The sequence below is a fragment of the Holospora curviuscula genome, assembly GCF_002930195.1.
In the GTDB taxonomy this organism is placed as follows: Bacteria; Pseudomonadota; Alphaproteobacteria; order Holosporales; family Holosporaceae; genus Holospora; species Holospora curviuscula.
The window spans coordinates 1-1,220 of sequence record NZ_PHHC01000005.1; the positions used below are offsets into that span (position 1 = coordinate 1).

At 50.5% G+C, this 1,220-nt stretch carries 2 protein-coding genes; both read left to right on the forward strand.

Translation table 11 applies throughout. The features are described from left to right. Window positions 1-484, forward strand: a 484-nt coding sequence (locus HCUR_RS08020; RefSeq protein WP_165780570.1) for a hypothetical protein, incomplete at its 5' end; no start/stop codon positions are given. Further along, window positions 474-1,220: hypothetical protein (locus tag HCUR_RS00185; RefSeq protein ID WP_129591777.1), on the forward strand; the 747-nt coding region annotated here is incomplete at its 3' end. The genes HCUR_RS08020 and HCUR_RS00185, both read left to right, overlap by 11 nt.

Here is a 1,220-nt window from a genome sequence, read left to right on the forward strand (position 1 = left end):
TTTTGTATTAAGTGCAATTTTTAATCACGGAGACCCTTCCGTAATCCCCCCATTGCTGAAGTATGTACCTTCCGATGATACGGACCAAGACCTGGTATTTATGGAAGATTATTCTAGTGAGCCATTGTGTAATGGCATTACCGATGCAGATTATTTTGGGGAAGACTACATTCCCGTGCTGTTGGGGTGTATTCATGAGTTGGTACCAAGGGCTATGGGTACTGTTAAATGGTTTTTTTATGGTATGGTCTACGATAATTTTGACAATTTTTTTGAGAGTCAGCCTTTAATTACGCATTTATCCTTAGTAAAAAAAGATTCTTTTAAGCAAATACTGGATTCTGTGCTGCAAGAAACTCAAGAGGAGTTGGAACAATATAAGAAAGCATCTAAAAAAGAATCTATTGAAGATGCGCAAATAGCTTTAGATCGTATTGAAATCATAAAAAATGAATTCCTAAAACTCCATGGCCATGATGGCTAAACTCTTTTGGATGCGCTTTTTCTTTTGGGTAGACAAGAAGGAGGATACGGGCTCCAGTTCGGTGTTTCATCCCTCCCTTATTGAGGGGGTGCGCGTTGAGCCCTTCACGGATCTCAGCCAGGCAAGCACTGCCATGACTCCTCTGGAGGGGCTCCACCTTTCGCTGCAGCAGGGGGGCTTCCAGGGAACCCAGTTTAAGGGCCAGGTGCGCATTGAGGCTCGCGAGGAGCTCCTTCTGAGCCCCGCCCTGGGGCAGGATGGATTTGAAAAGGTTTCGGTGACCCGAGACACCAAGATTCTCCAAAAAACCCAGGCTCACCAAGGCCTAGAGGTGGCGCCCCGGCCAGAATTTACCGAGATCCACCGCACGGTCGTGCCCTCTATTACTGAAGAATCCCAGAGACCTCGTACTACCTTTAAGCCTGCCTTTAAGGCCGCTCTGGGGGTAACTCTGAGTAGTCTGACGGCGGTGCTGACCCCCACCTGTCCTCTGGCGGCGGTGATGGTGAATTCTGCTGCCGGGGCCCTGATGCAGGGCGGTGCTCTGGAGAAAGCCGTGAACCGGGAGGCTCTCCATGGTAAAGACTGGCAGGCGCTTTATAAGGATTATGTGAAGCGGACGGCGGCTCGGGCTCCAGCGGCCTTGGTTCCTGGAGGGGCCCTGGCTCAGGGGGCAGCGGGGAGCGCAGCCCAGACGGTGATCTATGGGGGGAATCCCATCAAAACCATTGCTAGC